Genomic DNA, 17,015 nt, shown 5'->3' with positions numbered 1-17,015 from the left:
CAAGGAGGTACGGATCATGAACAAGGCAACCAGCACCCTTATCGCGGCCGCCGCCCTGCTCGCACTGTCGGGCGGTGCGTATGCACAAACGGCGCCGGCGGGCGCAGGCATGGGCGGCAGCGGCTCATCGAACCCTGGCACGGCGCCCGCAGCGACGACGAACCAGATGAACGACACGTCGAGCGGCTACGGCATGCCTGGCGCCACGAACTCCGATAGCGGCATGGGTATGACCGCGCCGAACTCACCCCAGCAGCAGGGCATGAACCCTGACGTGGCGCCTCACACCAGCGGGCCGAAGAGCAACAATTCGCTCGCGACCCCGAGCGTCGTGTCCCCGGCCGACCAGCAATAACGGCACGCCAGGACGACAGCGAGGCGCAAGCGAGCGCCGCGGCCCGCGACATGCTGCGCGCCCATGAGGCGCGCAGCATTGCTGATATCATGAAAAGAACCCCTGACCCCTCTGCGCTAAAAACCGCTTTACGCCGATGGCGGGACGGTGCGGCCGGTGCGGTGCCACATGGCTCGTCAACACCGTGAAGTACACCCATCCTGACCGCGCGATCCGCGAGTGCGCTTGCTGCTCGACGGGTTAGACGCGGCGATCGTCGAAGCCGGCCGCTCGCTTCAGCGGGCTCTGGCGGCGCTGCCTCATAATTGGGAAAACTAAGCGTTTCGCTCGTCGCGAGGAGAAAAGCCGTCATGAAACGACGCTGCCTGCTAAAGGGGGTTGTCGCGTTGCCGTGCCTCACCGCTACCTCGAGTTTCGCCGGCGCGCTGCCTGCCGCCGCTCGCGCGGGCCGCATCCGGCCCGGCGATCCCGCGTGGCCGAAAGCGCCGGAATGGGAGGCGTTGAGCCAGGCAGTCGGCGGAAATTTGCTGCAACCCACCACGATCTGGCAGACCTGCGCGCAAGCGCCCCACGCGCCAGAGTGCCTCGCGAGAATCAAGGAAGCGCGCAATCCGTTCGCGCTCGGCGACGATCCCGGCGCCACCCAGATCTCCGGCTGGCTCGATGCATGGACGGCGCACGCAAGCGCCTACGCAGTGGCGGCCCGCTCGACCGCGGACGTCGTCGCGGGCGTCAACTTCGCGCGCCGACACAACTTGCGCCTGGTGGTAAAAGGCGGCGGCCACAGCTACCTTGGCGGCTCGAACGCGCCGGATTCCCTGCTGATCTGGACGCGCGGGATGAACCGCATCGCACTCCATGACGCGTTCGTGCCGGCCGGCTGCCCGACGCCGCCACAGCCGGCTGTGACGGTGGAGGCAGGCTGCATGTGGATCGACGTCTATACCGCCGTCACGACGCAGGCGGGACGCTACGTTCAGGGCGGCGGATGTACGACCGTGGGTGTCGCCGGCCTCGTTCTGGGCGGCGGCTTCGGGTCCTGGTCGAAGCGCTACGGACTCGCGGCCGCGAGTCTGCTCCAGGCGGAGATCGTCACCGCCGATGGCGTTGTCCGCACGGTCAACGCATGCCAGGAGCCCGATCTTTTCTGGGCGCTCAAAGGAGGCGGCGGCGGCAGTTTCGGTGTGGTGACGAGGCTCACGCTGCAGACCCATGACCTGCCCGACAACTTCGGCTGGGCCAGGTTCAAGGTCAAGACTTCATCGCACGAGGCTTACCGACGGCTCGCTGCGCGACTGGTCGATCACTACGCAGAACATCTGTTCAACCCGGCATGGGGCGAGCGCTTCATCTTTCACAGCGACGAGATCGAGGTGGCGATGGTGTGCCAGGGCCTCGACGACCATCAGGTCAAGTCGGTCTGGGCGCCCTTCATCGATTGGGTGCGCGCCTCGCCGGCGGATTTCACCTTCAACGAAGGACCGCGCGTCGGCGCCGGCCCGTCGCGCCGCTGGTGGGACGTCGAAGCCAACCCGGGACTCGTGCCCGACCCGCGCGCGGGCGCCACGCACAACCACGGCTGGTGGCAAGGCGATGGCGAGCAGGCCTCCGCCTTCCTGCACGCCTACGAATCGCAATGGCTGCCCGCGGCCCTTCTCGAACCGGCGCAGCGCGGCCGGCTCGTTGACGCCTTCGTGGCGGCGGCCCAGTTTCAGGCCGTCGAGCTGCATTTCAACAAGGGACTCGCGGGTGCGCCGCGGGAGGTGAACGAGCAGGCGCGCCAGTGCGCGACGAATCCGAAAGTCGCCGACGCCTTCGGCCTGATGATCGTCGCCACCGGCGGCCCGCCGCCGTTTCCCGGCCTGCCCATCCCCGCGCCTGACATGGCGCAGGCACATCGCAACGCCGAAAATATCGGCAGGGCTGCGACGATTCTCAAGGCGCTGTCGCCGCAAAGCGGCTCCTATATTTCGGAGACCGATTTTTTTCGCAACGATTGGCGCGAAGCGTTTTGGGGCGTCAACTACACGCGGCTGAAAACGATCAAGGATCGCTACGACCCGGAAGGTTTCTTTTACGTCCATCACGGCGTGGGCAGCGAGGACTGGAGTCCCGACGGCTTTACGCCCGCGCAATCGTGAACGTTGCGGCGGCGGGTGCGCATCTTCACGACACGCCGGCGGCCCCAAGCCAAACGTGGACCGCCCGCGCGCTCACGGCTACTGCTGCGAATTGCCACCCGAGTCGTCGTCTCCCGTGGTCTGGAGGCCCGGAAGGACCTGGGTGCCTTCACGCTGAACGGCAACCAGCTTGTGCGGGTCGAGACCGAGCGCCTTCAGGATGGTCGGCGCCACCTGCATGTTGGTCACCGGCGTATTGACGACATTCTTCCGCAGCTTCGGGTTGGAGACCACCAGCAGCGTGTTCGTATCGTCGGTGTAGAGTCCGCCGTGCTCTGCCAGCTTCGCCGCGCTCTTGCTGTAGATCGTTCCGGGTATCGGCTGAATGATGAGGTCGGGCACCCGGCCCTGGGCAGGGTCGCCCCAGATCGCCTTCAGCGCTGCGTCGTGGTAGAGCGTCTGGATGTGAGTGGAATTGCCGCTCGCCACGTCAGCGTCAATGAGCGAGACCGCCTTTGCCGCATCGCCGTGGTTCTTGAGCCAGATGAGCGACACGTCGTCGGCCGTTTCCTGGGCGACCGGCACGCCGCCATTGCCGAGCACGGTGGCGACATCGCTCACGTCAGCGGTGGCATACGCGTTCTTCGAACCGCTCAGCATGTGAAGCTTCTTCAGGTCGATCGGCGACTGGCCATGCTTGCCGCCGACGATGAACAGCGTCGAATGCAGGAGATGGCCCGCTTTGAGCGCGTCGTACATCTGGCCCAGCGAGGCATCGACGAAGTCGAGCGACTGTTCGAGCGGCACGGTCGGCGTCCCGGCGGCGTCGAGATAGCCGCCGCGCGTCGTGGTCGTGCCTTCCATCGCGGACGTGACCTTCTGTCCGACGCTCACCGCCTGGAAGTTCATGCCGAAGATCGCGGGGACGCCCACCTGCTTCGCGCCGGTCTGATCGAGCCCATGAATCCAGTTCAATACGACCTTGACTTTGAAGCCGTCATAAGCCCGGGTATATATCGGGTCGGCGGTCCAGTCGTCGGTCGCGGGCGCGCTCGGGAAGCCATTGGCTTGCAGCGAGGTCGAGTTGATCTCGGGCGCGTAGAGTTCGTCGAGTCCCAGCCCCGAAGGCCCGTTCACGATCTCGTAGGCCGGGTGCTTGTCCGACCACGCGGTGCGCATGCCGGCCTGATGAATGATCTCGAAGATCGTGTTCGTGCCGTTCTTCATGTACAGATGCGGCCAGACCTGCACGCAGGCGCCGCCGGCCGTCTTGCGCAGTGGAAGCTTCGCGGGATTGATGTGCGGATTGCGCGGGTCGTACGTGGCCCCCGCAGGCGGCGAACCGCCGTCGAGCTGGGTGAGATCCCAGTCGAGCGCTTCGAAGTTGGTCACCTCGGTGCCGGGCGTGCCCGTGCAATTGCTGCCCGGCGGGTACAGGGTCGCGTCGTAGGTGTCGTCATAGAAGACGCCGTGGCTCAGCGGGCTGCCGCCGGTTGCGAATGCAAGGAGCCCGGGATACGAGTCGGAGGGCCGGGACGTCGAGGCGTGGGTGTACTCGACACCGTGTTTGACGAGCTTCGCGAAGGTGGATTGCGGGTGTGTCTTGATGTAGTTTTCCAGGTCGGCCTCGTGCATCCCGTCCACACTGATCAGCAAAACGTGCGTGTATTGCTGGTTGTGATCGCCATCCTGATCCTGCGCTGCCGCGGCCATGCTCGCAAACGCCAGCACGCTCGCACTGACGATTGCCCTGACTCCAAACCATTTTCCAATCGCGTTCATTCTTCACCTCTTGATATGAATTATGAATTGGGCGCGAAAGCGCCCAAGAGGAGATAAGTCGCGGAATGAGAAAATGCCGTGAAAGATTACTTTCGGTTGTCTTCCACAGGAGCGCGGGAGGCTTGAGGGACGTGCGTTTGACTCAATGTAACAGGTTGTATCAGGGCGGCGCGGCTATTCCATGAGGTTGTGAATGCGGCGATCTATTTCAAGCGATTAATCCATTTCCGATGTCAATCTGGAATCCTGATGATAATGTTTATCATTTATTGCGTTAATCGTCTAACCAGTCGAGCCCGCCCCGTTCAGATCGATGTCATTGCCCTTTTCGCGCTCGAGCATATCGAGCGCGAGCACACGCCCGACATCGCGCACGAACGCTTCCATGACCGCGAAAGATTCCGGGCTGCCCGGTAGACAGTCTTCGGGATTCCGCTTTCCCTGTGCCCGTCTGATCGCGCGGATGCTGGCTTCCAGCGCCCGTGCTTCTGCCCAGATCGGATCGTCTTGCGGTGGTTTGGGTTGTTCGTGCGCCATGCTGGGATTTTCGGCGGCCGGCACACAAACTTTAGCGTCTGGGCGTGACTCGTTGATCGGCTAGGGCGCGGCCTTCGCAATGAGATCCTGCAGCCGGGCCATCGAGCGCTGATCCAGCGGGTGCATCTCGCAACCCACGCGGCTCCACCCTCTGTCCTGATCCTCGGAGATCCAGCGAACATCGAGCGCGACGGCCAGGACGATCTCGTCTTCGTCGTCGATCGGCGCCGACTGCAGCCACCCCGAGACCGTCTCTCCGCGGAACAGCAGACCGTTGCGCGCGTGCAGGAGCGCCCCGCGCGAGCTGAGGTCGGCGACCTGGGCGAGAGCCTTGCCGTCCTTGTTCAGAAGCAGCGGGGCGAACAACATCGGCGTACGGACCTCCCGACGCATATCCAGTCCACTTCGCATACGCATGGCACCTGTTTTCAACGTTTCATTTTTATTGAGCGTCGGGATTTTAACGTGACTGCGCACAATTAAGCGCCTGAACAGTTCGGCCGCTCTTCACGTGCCCCCAATCCGCCCTGGCGAAATAGCGATTGCCTGCCCTCAAGTTGCGCGGATCTTTGTCGATATGTCAATTGCATTGATTGTGGGCGCAGGGTGACGAGTATGCAGCGTGAGGACAGCAAGATGGCGGATAGCGCACGAAATCCGGCCGCCCGGCCGGCGCTCATCGGGCTATGGCGCGTGCTGCACGTATGGCGCGCACAAAAAACACGCCTGGTTGCGCCGCTGGCGCTCGTTGCAATCCTGTCGGCCATCGCCCTGAACACCGTCATCGCCCTGCGGCAATCTCATGAGCAGCGCTATGCGCTCGCGCAGCAGCGTGCCGTGGAATCGGCCAAGCGCGATCTCGACGAACTGCAGAACGCGCTTCTCGATGAGCATGAGCAGCTCTACACGGTCATCGGCACGCGGCCGTTCTACCGGCGCGCCGCCTACATTTATCCGCTTCCGGCGCTGATCGACAACGCCAACGCGGCGCAGCGGACCTGCGAAGGCCGCGAGCGCTGCATCGCCCTGCTCGACGAGTTGAAGGACATGATTCGCCATCTGGGCGCCCTGAGCAACCGGCTCGCGATGCTGTCCATGCTCAAGCCGGGCAGCGTGACGGTGGCTACGCCGTCGCTGGGCGAACTCGACGCGCGCTTTTTCCAGACGATGCAGAAGATCGGCGAGATCCGCATGGACGAAGACGCGCATCTCGACCGGTCGGTCAGCAGGGCGTCGCGTGATTCGCAAATGGCCTCGGCGCTCCTGCTCGGCTCGGGACTGGCGGCGGCACTCCTGCTGCTGGCCTTCCTGCGCCGCAACGCGCGCATCACGAAATCGTTGCGCAAAGCGCTCCAGACGGCGGACGTGAACCGCAAGAAATACAAGCGCCTCTTTCAGCTCAACCCGCTGCCGATCTGGATCGTCGACGACGCGTCCATGCGGCTCGTCGCCGTCAACGACATGGCGGCAAAAGCCCTGGGCTATCGCGCGAGCGAGATGCTCTCGCTGACGCTTGCCGACCTGCGCATGAACAAGACTGCGCTGCATGGAGCATCGTTTTCGCACGCGCGCGCCCAGGACGACGACACGGCCATCTGGGAACACAGAACGAAAAGCGGCGAGCTGCGCTCGATGAACGTGTTCCAGCTGCAAACGGATTTCGACGGCCGCAGCGCGACCCTTTGCGTGATGGAGGACGTCACGACGCAACTCGCCGCTCAGGCCGAACTCAGGCACCGGGCCGAATACGACGCGCTCACCGGTCTCACGAACCGCAAGTATTTCGACGAGCGTGCGACCCGCGAGCTGCAACTGGCGAGCCGGACGGGCAAGACGCTGGCGATGATCTTCCTCGATCTCGACAATTTCAAGGAGGTCAACGACTCGCTCGGCCACCGCATCGGCGACGCGCTGCTGGCCCAGATCGCGCGGCGCATCGAGCGCGTCGTCGGCGAACGCGGAACCGTGGCGCGCTATGGCGGCGACGAGTTCATGGTCATCGCCGACGGCACCGCCCCGTTGCTCGAACCGCTGCTCGACGCGCTGCTCGCCGCAATGACGGAACCGATCCAGGTGGCGGGACACGAACTCTTCATCGAGGCCAGCATCGGCATCAGCCTCTACCCCGCCGACGGCGACGACGCCGACGCCTTGGTGCGCAACGCCGACGCCGCGATGTATCTGGCCAAGCAGAACGGCCGCAACCAGTACCAGTTCTATCGCCCGGAACTGAGCGAGGCCGCGACCTCGCGCTTGCGCATTTCGACGCGCCTGCGCCAGGCGTTCCGCAACGGCGCGTTGACCGTGCTGTATCAGCCGCAAATCGATATGGCGACAGGCACGATGATCGGCGCCGAGGCGCTGCTGCGCTGGACCGACGCGGAACTCGGCAGCGTGTCGCCGGCGGTGTTCATCCCGGTCGCCGAGGAAACCGGCCTGATTCGCGGCATCGGCGAATGGGTGCTGCGCGAGGCATGCCGGGAAGCGGCACGCTGGAATCTGGACCCGGCGCGGCCGATCCGCGTCTCCGTCAACGTCTCGCCGTTGCAGTTCGAGCATGGCGACCTGATGGGCCAGGTGCGGGAGGCACTGCGCGATACGGGTCTGCCGCCGGCGCTGCTCGAACTCGAGGTGACCGAGGGCGCACTCATGCGCACGCCCGATCTCGCCGCGCGCACGCTGGCCGGTCTGCGGGAGATGGGCGTGCGCGTCGCCATCGACGATTTCGGCACGGGTTATTCGAGCCTCGGGTATCTCAAGCGCTTTCGCGTCGATCGCCTCAAGATCGACCGCGAATTCGTGCGCGAGATCGGCCAGGACACGGAAACGGAAGCGATCACGCTCGCCGTCATCGCCGTGGCGAAGGCGCTCAATTTCGAACTGATCGCGGAAGGCGTCGAAACCAGCGGACACCGCGATTTCCTGCTGCAAAACGGCTGCACGCATGCCCAGGGTTTCCTGTACAGCCACGCCGTGAGCGCCGGCGCAATTGCCGACATCGCGGCGAATGCGGCAGCACGTCCGGCGCCGCTGCCCGCGTGAACCGCGCTACGGCGCGCTCGCGCGGCGCGACGATTAGCCGCGTCACAAAAAATTCACTCAACGTTTCAGTCGATCCGCCGTAAAAAGACGCGCCGCCCTCGTGGCCGTCCGTTCATTCCCGATTCATGCCCGCCCGCTTCACCGAGCGCGCCCTCGCGAGTTTTTCATGCGCAAGCTCACTATCAAATCCCGGCTCGTTCTGTTGAGCACGGCGGTCGTTCTGGTTTCGCTGTGTATCGGCGCGGTGGGTCTGTTCGGCGTGTCGACGTCGATCGGCACGCTCCAGAACATGTTCGAGGGCCGCGTGCAGGCGCTCCAGGCGATCTCGACGATCGACGAACTGGTCACCGAAGCGAGCTTTTCGGTGAGCGACGCCATCCTCGATCCCTCCGCGCAAAAAACCCAGCTCGTGGTCGAAGGTACGACGAGCCGCATTGCGCGCATCGACGCGCTCATGCAAGCCTGGTTGTCGCACACGGATTCGGGCGACGGCCGCCGCCGCGCCGAGGCGTTTTCCGCGAACTGGACCACGCTGCGCGACAAGGGGCTGCGCCCCGCCGTGCAACTGCTCGGGGCGAACAATCTCTCTGAAGCGCAGTGGGTGCAGACGCAGACCATCGATCCGCTCTCGAAGACCGTGAAGACGCAGGGCGCGCAGCTGCGCGCGCTCGAACTCGCCGATGCGCACTCGGAATACGAACGCGCGCGCAAGACGGGGCAAGTGGTCGAATGGCTCGTGGTCGGGCTCATCGTCGTCGGGCTCGCCGGGGTTGCCGCCCTGTGCGCCTCGATGGCGCGCAGCCTGTTTCGCGACCTCGGCTCGGAGCCGTTCGTGGCCGCGCAGCTCGCCAATCGCGTCGCGGCGGGCGACCTCTCGGTCGAGGTCGTGGTCAAACCGGGCGACACGCGCAGCGTGCTCTACGCCATGAAGGCCATGCAGCAGCGGCTCGCCGCGATTATCGGCGGCATCCGCGATTCGGCTGAAACCATCGCGGAGGCGACCGCGCAACTCGCGTCGGGCAACGGCACGCTGGCCCAGCGCACCGAAGAACACGCGGCCAGCATTCAGCAGACCTCGTCGAGCATGGCGCAACTCTCCACCATGGTGCGCTCGAACGCGGGTCATGCGACGCAGGCCCGCACGCTCGCCGGCATCGCGTCGACCAAAGCCGGCGACGGCGACCGTGCCGCGCGCGACGCGGGTGAGCGCATGCGGGCGCTCGCGCAGCGCTCGGCGCGCATTCAGGAAATTACCTCGGTGATCGACGGCATCTCGTTCCAGACGAATCTGCTGGCGCTGAACGCCGCCGTGGAAGCGGCGCGCGCCGGAAGCCAGGGGCGAGGCTTCGCGGTCGTCGCGCAGGAAGTGCGCGCGCTTGCGGAACGCAGCTCGGGCGCGGCCAAGGAAATCGACACGCTCATCAAGGAAATGACGGCGGAGGTGGATCAGAGCAATCACGCCGTCGAAGCCGCCGCCGCGACCATCGTCGATCTGCTTGGCGCGGTGCGAGGAGTCGCCCAGCTGGTCGATTCGATCGCCGATGCGTCAGAAGAACAAAGCACCGGCATCGAGCAGGTGAACGCGGCCGTCACGGTGATGGATCGCGTCACCCAGCAAAACGCCGCCTTCGTGCAGGACGGCGTTCAAGCAGCCGGCGCACTGCGGGCACAGGCAGAAACGTTGCGCTCGGCGGTGCGCGCATTCCAGCTGTGATGCGCGACGGCGGGCCCGACTGAATGCGCGACTGGAAGCGGCGTTCGCGCGCCTACGCCATGATGTGAACGCCGCCGTCCACATAAAGCGTTTCGCCAGACAGGCGCCGCGCGTAGGGCGTTGCGAGGTACGCGCAGGTGAAGCCGACGTCCATGATGTCGACCAGTTCGCCAAGCGGCGCCCGTTCCGCCGCCTGGGTGAGCAGCACGTCGAAGTCCTTCAGACCCGATGCCGCGCGTGTTTTCAGCGGCCCGGGCGATACGGCGTGCACGCGGATCTGCTGCGGACCCAGTTCATACGCCAGATAGCGTGCGCACGCTTCCAGCGCCGCCTTGACCGGACCCATGACGTTGTAGTTGGGGACCACCTTGTTCGCGCCGTAATAGCTCATCGCGAACATGGTGCCGCCCTGCTTCATCAGTGGTGCAGCGAGCCGGGCCATGCGCACGAACGAATGGCATGAAATGTCCATGGCCGCCGCAAAGCCCTCGGCGGAGCAGTTGAGCAACCCGCCCTGCAAATCGTTCTTCGGCGCCCATGCGACGGAATGCACGAGGATGTCGAGTTCGCCCCATTCGCTCGCGATCCGCTCGAATAGCGCCTCCAGCTCCTCCTGCTTCGAGACGTTGAACGGCATGAATATTGGCGCTCCGAGGTCTTTTGCCAGCGGCTCCACGTATGGCCTGGCCTTCTCGTCGGCATAGGTGATCGCGAGATCGGCGCCCACTTCGTGGAACGCCTTCGCGCAGCCGTAGGCGATCGAATGCTCGTTGGCGATACCCGTCACCAACGCCTTCTTTCCGGTCAGCACCGGGTGTTGAACGCTCTGGCTCATCAGACTCTCCAAGGCAAGCGCGCAGATTCACGCAATGCCCGTCACGTCACGCGTGTGGCGGGCGATCATGAGTTCTTCGTTGGTCGGTATCACCCAGACCGAGACCTTGCTCGACGCCGTGCTGATGCAGGGACCGCCCGCTTCGTTCGCCCTGCTGTCGATTTCCACCCCGCACCAGCGAGCCTGTGCGCAGGCCCGCCGCCGGATCTCCGGCGAGTGCTCGCCGATGCCCGCCGTGAAAACCAGCGCGTCGAGCCCCTGCAGCGCGGCGGCGAGCGATCCCAGTTCGCGTCCGATGCGATACGCGTACAGCTCGACGGCGAAGGCCGCGCGCGCGTCGTGGCTCGCCAGCAGCGTACGCATGTCGCCCGAAATACCCGAGACCCCCAGCAGCCCCGAACGGCGGTACAGCAGGTCTTCGACGCCGCGCGTATCCATCTTCAGTTCGTCGAGCAGATAAAGAATCGCGCCGGGATCGAGATTGCCGCTGCGCGTGCCCATGGGCAGCCCGTCGAGCGCGGTGAAGCCCATCGTGCTCGCCATACTCCTGCCCGCGTCCATCGCACACATGCTCGCGCCATTGCCGAGATGCGCGACGACGGTGCGGCCTTTCGCGGCGTCGGGAGCCACATCGGGCAGCGTGCTGGCGATGTACTCATAAGACAGGCCGTGGAAGCCGTAGCGCCGCACACCTCGCTCCGTCAACGCTGCCGGCAGCGCGAACGTCGAGGCAAGCGCAGGCTGTGTCGCATGAAACGCCGTGTCGAAACACGCGACTTGCGGCAACTCCGGGTTGCGTTCGGCGATGACGCGAATCGGCTTCAGGTTGTGAGGCTGATGGAGCGGCGCGAGCGGCGTGAGCTTGTCGAGTTCGTCCAGCACAGCGGGCGTGACGGCCACGGGCTTCGAGAATGCCTGGCCGCCATGCACCACGCGATGCCCGACGGCGACCAGGTGGTTGCCGTCGCGATGACTGCGCAGGAACTGGGCGATGTGAGCAACGGCCTCATCATGCCCAAGGGGTTGAGTGCCCCAGTCCTGACTCCCGGTCAGCACGCCTTTGCCATCGAACGCGACGAAACGCGGCGCCGTCAGCAGCCCTTCGATCTGGCCGTGCATGACAAGCGGCAGATCGTCCGGCTGCGCATTGAACGCGCTGAACTTGATGCTCGACGAACCGGCATTGAGAACGAGGATGACGTCGGCCATGGTGCTACCCTGCCGCTCGCGCGCCGGCGAGCAACGACGGACCGCTGGCAAGCCGCAAATACTTTTCGTGTTCGCGCTTCACGACGCCTCCTTGAGATCGGGTGCCACGCGGGTGGTCGGGGCCTCGGGGACCTCATGCATCGTTGCGGCGGACCGGACTGCCGGCGCACGTTCCAGCGGCAGGGACGAACGGATCTTCTCAAGCATGCTGAGCTGCGTGGCGGTCGGCCCGGCGTCCTGAACGCGCCGGTCCGCCAGCAGCTTTTCGGCCAGTCCGAGCAGCTTCTCCCGGTCCTTCGGGTCTTCCAGCAGATGCGGCAGCGTGGCGAGCGCCTGTTCCGGCTCGTAACGCACGATGATTTCCTGCTCGCCGCGCACGCGCCTCCACTGGTCGCCCGGAAGCTGGGGCAAATACGCGGCATAGTCCTTCGCGAGTTCGCTGCGCAGCGCAAGCCGCGCGAGCGGGAGCGGCTCGCCCCGGCGCGCGAGCAGGCAAGCGGCGCGAGCCAGCGCCTCCGTGTAGCCGCCTTCGGTCATCGACGCCAACGCGTCCCTCACGTAGGGCAAATCGCGGTGGTCTCCGGCCGCCGCGGCGGGTCGGGCTCGCGCCTCTTCGCCGTGTTCGACGGCGTACATGTTGCCGTAGAAGGAAAAGAACGCGCTCTCCGTCATGGCGTCGCGCATCGCGCGATAGAAGTCGAGCGACGCACTGATCATCTCCGAGCCATAGTGTTCGAATTCCCGCAACCGGGTGTCCTCATGGGCTTCGGCATGCCGCTTTGCCCGGACCGCCTCGGCAGCCGGCCCAAGCCATGCGAGCCACGGATTCAGGTCCGAAAGCGCCCAGCGTTGCGCGCGAAGCGGATGAAACTGCCGCTGCAGGTTCGCCGTCGTTTCGTTCGACCACGCCCGTACCCACGGCTGCAGGAATAGCTCGTACGCGCGCTGGTTCAACTCCGATACGCGCTTGACGGCTTCGAACGGCTGCTCATCGCTACGCTCGAACCGGTTCAGGCGCCCGGCGATATCTTCGAGCCGGTACTCGCGGAACGACACGTCGTATTCCGTCTTACCGTCTTCGCCCCGGCGCTCGGCGATCTCCATGCCGTAGAGACCGGGCGGGAAGGCTTCGATCGCTTCGAGCACGGAGGCGATCTGCTGATGCTCCTTCTTCGCCACCTTGCCCGAAACGAAGATGCCGAGATGGCCGATGCTCTGGTGCACGAGCCCCACGATCACCTGACCGCGCGCCTTGATTTCCTCCGTGCTGCCGTAAATATCGGCGACCCAGTTGAATGCCTGCTGCGGCGGCGTGATGTTGTCGCCCAGTGACGCGAACAGGATGATCGGCGACTTGATTTCCCGCAGATCAAACGCCGTCCCGTCGAGACCCCGAACCTCGCCCGACCAGAGCGTGTTGCCGACGAACAGGTTGCGCGTGATCCACTCGATCTCCTCGCGGTTCATCAGGTAGTAGCCGCCCCACCAGCGCTCGAAGTCGAGGAAGCGCGGCGGCTCGGTGTCGGCATTGTCGAACAGGTGGTAGTACTTGTCCCACAGACTGTTGGCGGGATTGAGGTTCTCGAAGTTCTGCACGAGATGGGCGCCGTCGAACTTGCCGTTGCCGAGATCGGCCGTCAGCGACGCGAGCCAGGTGCCGCCCAGCATGCCGCCCGAGTAGCGCATGGGGTTGTCGCCCTCGCCTTCGCTCCACGCGCCGCTCCAGTACGACATCGGCGCGCCGTTGATGACTAGCGGCCCCGTATGGTCCGGATCGGAACTCGCGAGCATCATGGCGGCCCAGCCGCCCTGGCAGTTGCCGACGATCGCCGGTTTCGGGCTGTCCGGGTGCAGTTCGCACACCTTCTTGACGAACTGCGCTTCCGCCGCACAGACATCGAGCAGGGTCTGGCCGGGCTCCGGATCGCGAAAGAAGATCACGAAATACACGGAGTGGCCGGCCTTGAGCGCAACGCCGGCCTGCGAATCGTCCTTGAACCCGCCGATGCCGGGACCGTGGCCCGCACGCGGGTCGATGATCACATACGGACGCTTGCTAACGTCGATGACCACACCGTCGGGCGGCAGCAGGCGCACGAGCGCGTAGTTGACCGGCCGCGCCAGCTTGCGGCCGTCGATCACGAGTTCGTGGCCGAAATGGAGGACGGGTTGCAGACCGTTGCGCGCCTGCTCGACGAAACCATTGCCGCGCTGACGCAAGGTGTCCCAGAACAGCACGGAACGCTCGGCGACATCCACCGCGTAGCGGTAGCCGGCCCAGGGGTCCAGCGCAGTCGCCCATGCGGGGCTCGCCGAAGCGGGTTGATCGCTCTCGCCCAGGCGCTCAGCCGCATCCGCTAAGCGCTGACTGAATTGGGTTTGCGCGACTTGCGATCGCTTTGCGAGGACCCGGGCAACTTTGCCGCCTGTTTCCTGGCAACGCGCATATTGATTGGCTAGGTCGGTCATGGCATCACCTTCTGGTCCGCGAGCGGGAGGCAAACGCCACGTCCGCCGCCTCGATTGAATGAAAGGAATGCTTACGAATATGCCGGGCAGTCACGCGCGTAGCCGCAAAGGCGGACATGGCTGCTGTCTCTGTAGACACTGGCAGACGCACGTGACAGGTTCGTTACGGGCCGCGCCGGGCCGGCGACGATGCCGCTTGCACGAACTGAATCGTGCAACCGCTCGCGTGCTTTCTCTATAGGACCATCGGCCCATACCCTGCCGTTACGATTGCTCTCGCCGCAGTAGGACCAAAGTCCGATTGACGTTTGATCCACAACATGGGATTCGTCAAATTTCCGCTTCGGCATGTTGAATGCAGTAGCCCACGGGAAGGCAGCGGTGAGACATTCGACGTAGATGTGCGTCGGTAGTGTTTCTGTTCCTGGAGGCCACAGCATCATGCGCGATCAGTCCGCGTCGCACCGCAAATCCAGCTTTCGTCTTCCCGTGCTCGAATGGGTACGCGACTACCGGACAGCGTGGATCAAACCCGACATCGTCGCGGGCGTCACGGCGGCGGCTGTCGTGTTGCCGAAAGCGATGGCTTACGCGACCGTTGCCGGACTGCCGGTCGAGACCGGGCTCTACACGGCGTTCGTGCCGATGGTGATCTACGCGCTCTTCGGTACGTCAAGGCCACTGAGCGTCAGCACCAGCGCGACGCTGGCCATCCTGAGCGCGGCCGCGCTCGGTCAGGTTGCGCCCGATGGCAACACCGCCCAACTGGTCGTCGCGACCGCCACGCTCACGCTGCTCGTCGGCCTCTTTCTCGCGCTCGCTGCCTTGCTCAGGCTGGGGTTTGTCGCGAACTTCATTTCCGAGCCGGTGCTGACGGGCTTCAAGGCCGGCATCGCCATCGTCATCGTGCTCGATCAACTGCCGAAACTGATTGGCATTCACGTCGTGAAAGGATCGTTCTTTCATAACGTGTATGCGCTCGCTGCAGGGCTTCCCCATGCGTCGATGGCGACGGTTGCCATGGGCGCGCTGACGATCGTCGTGCTGGTCGCGCTCGAACACTGGTATCCGAAGTCCCCGGCCCCGCTCATTGCGGTGGCGCTCGGGATTGCGTGCGTCGCTTTTGCCGGCGTGCAGCGGTACGGCGTGGAGGTCGTCGGCGAGATCCCGACCGGACTGCCGTCGTTCGTGATGCCGGATCTCTCGCTGATCGGCGCGCTCTGGCCGGCGGCGGTGGGCATTGCCTTGATGAGTTTTACCGAAACGATTGCTTCAGGGCGCGCATTCGCGCTCAGCGGGGAACCCGTTCCGCTGCCGAACCGCGAACTGCTGGCGACGGGCCTGGGCAATGCGCTGGGCGCGCTGTTCGGCTCGATGCCCGCGGGCGGCGGGACGACCCAGACGGCCGTCAACCGGCTGGCCGGTGCGCATTCGCAACTGGCCGAACTCGCCACCGCGGCCGTGACGCTCGGCACCATGGTGCTGCTCGCGCCCGTCATCGGCCTCATGCCGCACGCCACGCTCGCTGCCGTGGTGATCGTCTATTCGATCGGCCTGCTCAATCCGGCGGACTTCCGCGCGATCCTCGCCATCCGGCGGACCGAGTTCGTCTGGGCGGTCGTGGCGCTGGTGGGCGTCGTGCTGCTCGGCACGCTGCAAGGCATTCTGATCGCCATCGTCGTCTCACTCTTCGCACTCGCCCATCAGGTCTCCGATCCCCCTGTGTACGTGCTGCGGCGCAAGCCCGGCACGAACGTATTCCGCCCGGTATCGGACGAGCATCCAAACGACGAGGACTTTCCCGGACTGCTGCTCCTGCGTCCCGAGGGACGCATTTTCTTTCTCAACGCCGCCAACATCGTGCACAAGATCATGCCGCTGCTCGCCCAGACGCGCCCCAGGGTCATGGCGCTCGATATGCGGGCCGTATTCGATGTGGAGTACACAGCATTGAAGATGCTGACCGAGGCCGAGAAGCAATGTCGCGAGAGCGGGATCGAAGTCTGGGTGGTGGGCCTCAATCCCGAAGTCTTCGCCGTGGTCGAGAAGGCGCCGCTCGGCAGCGTGCTTGGACACGAGCGCATGTTCCTCAATCTCGAACAGGCGCTAGCCGCGTGGTGGGAAGCGCAGCATGCCATTTCGCGCGAGGGCGTATCGTCTGCCAGTCGCCATCCCGGACAGAGAACGCCATGACCGCTCATCTCCTCCTGTACGAGGCCATATGAATACCGCTACCCCGACACAGCAGACCACGTCTGAAAAGCGCGAGCCCATACTCAATACGGTCGAGCGCGTGACCGAACTGTGCTTTGGCCTGTTCATGGCGTTGACGTTCGTCGGCGCGGTCAAGGCGGTCACGGCGGGCGAGGACGCCGGCAGCAAACTGTTCTTCGCCGCCCTCGGCTGCAATCTCGCCTGGGGCCTCGCCGACGCCGTGATGTATCTGGTCCGCACGCTCGCGGATCGCGGACAGCGCCTGACGCTCGCCCTGACCGTGAAGCGCGAACCGGACCGCGCCGCAGCCGTGCGGGCGTTGCGCGCCGCGTTGCCGAGGGCGCTGGAGCCGCTCGTCGACGACGACGAACTCGAGCTGATTCGTGCGCGCCTCGCCGCGGAGCCTACGCTGCCACCTCGCGCGCATTTCAGGCGCGACGACTTTCTTGGGGCACTGGGCGTTTTTCTGCTCGTCGTCATATCGACGTTCCCCGTTGCCCTGCCGTTTATCCTCGTGAGGGATCACACCGTGGCGCTCGTCGTCTCCCGCGTACTCACGCTCGCAATGCTCTTCACTGCCGGTTTTGCGCTAGGACGCTACACCGGCGCGGGCGCGATGAAAGCAGGCTTCGCAATGACGCTGCTTGGGATCGTGCTGACGATGGCGATCATTGCGCTCGGCGGCTAGCCGTCAGGCAACACGGATTCGTTATCCGCGGCCATCGGCAACCCGCACCG

At 65.0% G+C, this 17,015-nt stretch carries 12 protein-coding genes; 6 read left to right on the top strand and 6 right to left on the bottom strand.

All coding sequences use genetic code 11. From position 1 onward, the window contains the following. Positions 1-16: 16 nt before the first annotated feature. Both AB4Y35_RS32120 and AB4Y35_RS32115 read left to right on the top strand, forming a co-directional pair. Complete coding sequence (locus AB4Y35_RS32120) at positions 17-355, top strand: hypothetical protein (protein ID WP_368707585.1); 339 nt, start codon at positions 17-19, stop codon at positions 353-355. 350 nt (positions 356-705) lie between these two features. Further along, on the top strand, positions 706-2,496 hold the full coding sequence (locus AB4Y35_RS32115; RefSeq protein WP_368707584.1) for an FAD-binding protein: 1,791 nt from the start codon (positions 706-708) through the stop codon (positions 2,494-2,496). A 78-nt stretch (positions 2,497-2,574) separates the two neighbouring features. On the opposite strand, the gene AB4Y35_RS32110 is transcribed toward AB4Y35_RS32115, so the two are convergent. The 3 genes from AB4Y35_RS32110 to AB4Y35_RS32100 all read right to left on the bottom strand — a co-directional run bounded on the left by AB4Y35_RS32110 (position 2,575) and on the right by AB4Y35_RS32100 (position 5,187). After that, on the bottom strand, positions 2,575-4,257 hold the full coding sequence (locus AB4Y35_RS32110; RefSeq protein ID WP_368707583.1) for an alkaline phosphatase family protein: 1,683 nt from the start codon (positions 4,255-4,257) through the stop codon (positions 2,575-2,577). Positions 4,258-4,539: 282 nt separating this feature from the next. Further along, positions 4,540-4,794, bottom strand: coding sequence for a hypothetical protein (locus tag AB4Y35_RS32105; RefSeq protein ID WP_368707582.1), 255 nt, complete (start codon positions 4,792-4,794; stop codon positions 4,540-4,542). A gap of 60 nt (positions 4,795-4,854) precedes the next feature. Then, on the bottom strand, positions 4,855-5,187 hold the full coding sequence (locus AB4Y35_RS32100; protein ID WP_368690811.1) for a PilZ domain-containing protein: 333 nt from the start codon (positions 5,185-5,187) through the stop codon (positions 4,855-4,857). A gap of 243 nt (positions 5,188-5,430) precedes the next feature. Between AB4Y35_RS32100 and AB4Y35_RS32095 the strand changes: the two genes are divergently transcribed. Together AB4Y35_RS32095 and AB4Y35_RS32090 are read left to right on the top strand one after the other, a co-directional pair. Then, positions 5,431-7,836 carry a putative bifunctional diguanylate cyclase/phosphodiesterase gene (locus AB4Y35_RS32095; protein ID WP_368707581.1) on the top strand — a complete coding sequence of 802 codons (2,406 nt, stop codon included), beginning with the start codon at positions 5,431-5,433 and terminating at the stop codon, positions 7,834-7,836. 166 nt (positions 7,837-8,002) lie between these two features. Then, positions 8,003-9,550 carry a methyl-accepting chemotaxis protein gene (locus tag AB4Y35_RS32090; RefSeq protein WP_368707580.1) on the top strand — a complete coding sequence of 516 codons (1,548 nt, stop codon included), beginning with the start codon at positions 8,003-8,005 and terminating at the stop codon, positions 9,548-9,550. Between the two features lie 52 nt (positions 9,551-9,602). Here the strand turns inward: AB4Y35_RS32090 and fabI are convergent, their stop codons facing one another. From fabI to AB4Y35_RS32075, 3 genes are all read right to left on the bottom strand, one after another. Further along, positions 9,603-10,385 (bottom strand): enoyl-ACP reductase FabI, encoded by a 783-nt coding sequence (gene fabI, locus AB4Y35_RS32085; RefSeq protein WP_368690616.1) that lies wholly within the window; start codon positions 10,383-10,385, stop codon positions 9,603-9,605. A 27-nt stretch (positions 10,386-10,412) separates the two neighbouring features. Then, the gene (locus tag AB4Y35_RS32080) at positions 10,413-11,594 is read right to left on the bottom strand and encodes an acetate/propionate family kinase (protein ID WP_368707579.1); all 1,182 of its coding nucleotides are present in this window, start codon (positions 11,592-11,594) and stop codon (positions 10,413-10,415) included. A gap of 78 nt (positions 11,595-11,672) precedes the next feature. Further along, complete coding sequence (locus AB4Y35_RS32075) at positions 11,673-14,063, bottom strand: DUF3141 domain-containing protein (protein WP_368707578.1); 2,391 nt, start codon at positions 14,061-14,063, stop codon at positions 11,673-11,675. A gap of 441 nt (positions 14,064-14,504) precedes the next feature. Here AB4Y35_RS32075 and AB4Y35_RS32070 point away from each other — a divergent pair, with 441 nt between their 5' ends. Beyond that, positions 14,505-16,256 carry a SulP family inorganic anion transporter gene (locus AB4Y35_RS32070; RefSeq protein ID WP_368707577.1) on the top strand — a complete coding sequence of 584 codons (1,752 nt, stop codon included), beginning with the start codon at positions 14,505-14,507 and terminating at the stop codon, positions 16,254-16,256. A 28-nt stretch (positions 16,257-16,284) separates the two neighbouring features. Next, positions 16,285-16,965, top strand: coding sequence for a VIT1/CCC1 transporter family protein (locus AB4Y35_RS32065; RefSeq protein ID WP_368707576.1), 681 nt, complete (start codon positions 16,285-16,287; stop codon positions 16,963-16,965). Positions 16,966-17,015 lie beyond the last annotated feature (50 nt).

The organism is Paraburkholderia sp. EG286A (assembly GCF_040965375.1).
Lineage (GTDB): Bacteria > Pseudomonadota > Gammaproteobacteria > Burkholderiales > Burkholderiaceae > Paraburkholderia.
The sequence above is the reverse complement of the archived record's forward strand: the minus strand, read 5'-3'. Positions and strand labels throughout refer to the sequence as shown.